General features: G+C 40.6%; 1 protein-coding gene. It reads left to right on the top strand.

Annotated elements, in window-relative coordinates:
* The first annotated feature begins 40 nt into the window (after positions 1–40).
* A protein-coding gene (locus A136_RS22060; RefSeq protein WP_141707892.1) for an IS3 family transposase occupies positions 41–1,278 on the top strand; the annotation gives its coding sequence in 2 pieces (ribosomal slippage) (positions 41–413 and positions 413–1,278; 1,239 coding nt in all).
* Positions 1,279–1,312: the final 34 nt, after the last annotated feature.

Here is a 1,312-nt window from a genome sequence, read left to right as displayed (position 1 = left end):
TGTCCCGTCCTGAAATGTGTTTACACATTGAGGACGAATTATGGCTACTTCAAATAATACCTACGTTAAGCGCACTCAGCGTGATTACACACTAGGCTTTAAATTACAGGTCGTCGCCGCTGTAGAAAGAGGCGATATGACATATAAACAAGCCCAAACCATTTATGGTATCCAAGGCCGTTCAACTGTTTTAACTTGGCTTCGAAAGCACGGTAAGATGAATTGGGCGCAAACTCCAAGGATGAATACCATGCACCAATCAACTAAGCCTAAAGAGTCACCAGCACAGAAAATAAAGCGTCTTGAGAAAGAGCTGGAAGACGAAAAAATCAAGAATCTCTTTTTAAATAGAGTGGTTGATATTCTTGATGCTGAACACGGAACTAGCCTCAGAAAAAAGTATCTCACCAAGGAGCAAGAAGCCTTCAAGAACAAGAAGGAATAAGTTTAGTTCGAGTATGTAAGCTATGCGGGATAACGAGACAAAGCGTTTATCAACGAGAAAAGCGAGCTGTTCATCGCCAGTTGGAACTTAAACCCATCAAACAAATGGTGTTGGATATTAGACGTTATATGCCTCGGGTTGGCACTAGAAAGCTCTACTTTTTACTTAAGCCAAAGTTGCAAGAACAAGGTATCAAGTTAGGTCGGGATGCTCTTTTCAACTACTTACGTGATGAACGGTTATTGGTAAGACCTAAACGTAGTTTTACGAAAACGACAAACAGTAAGCATTGGATGAAAAAACATCCGAACTTATTAAAGAACTACAAACCATGCACTCCAGAGGGTGTGTTAGTAAGTGATATTACCTATATCCAATCAGATGAAGGCATTCACTATCTCTCATTGGTAACTGATGCGTTTAGTCGGAAAATTATGGGCTACGAGCTGAGCAACGAAATGAAGGCGACGGATGTTGTGAAAGCGCTAGATATGGCTATTAAGGGGCGTCAATATCATCGTTCGTGTATCCATCACTCTGATCGTGGTCTCCAGTATTGCTCCGGTGTTTATCAAGATAAGTTGAAAAGTAGCGGCATAAGCCCCTCGATGACAGACGGTTATGACTGCTATCAAAATGCATTAGCAGAGAGAGTAAATGGAATACTGAAACAAGAGTTCTTACTTAATAAGTGTAAAAACCTCAGAGAGCTTAAACAACTAGTAAAAGAGTCTATAAGTACCTATAACAATATGAGGCCGCACCTTAGTCTCAGGATGAAAACTCCAAATGAGGTGCATGAAAAAAGCCAACAGCTGATGCTGTTGGCTTAGTAGAAATACTGTCAACGTATTTTAGGACGAGACA

Source organism: Vibrio crassostreae 9ZC13 (genome assembly GCF_000272045.2).
In the GTDB taxonomy this organism is placed as follows: Bacteria; Pseudomonadota; Gammaproteobacteria; order Enterobacterales; family Vibrionaceae; genus Vibrio; species Vibrio crassostreae_C.
This window is presented reverse-complemented; position numbering and strand designations above follow the sequence as displayed.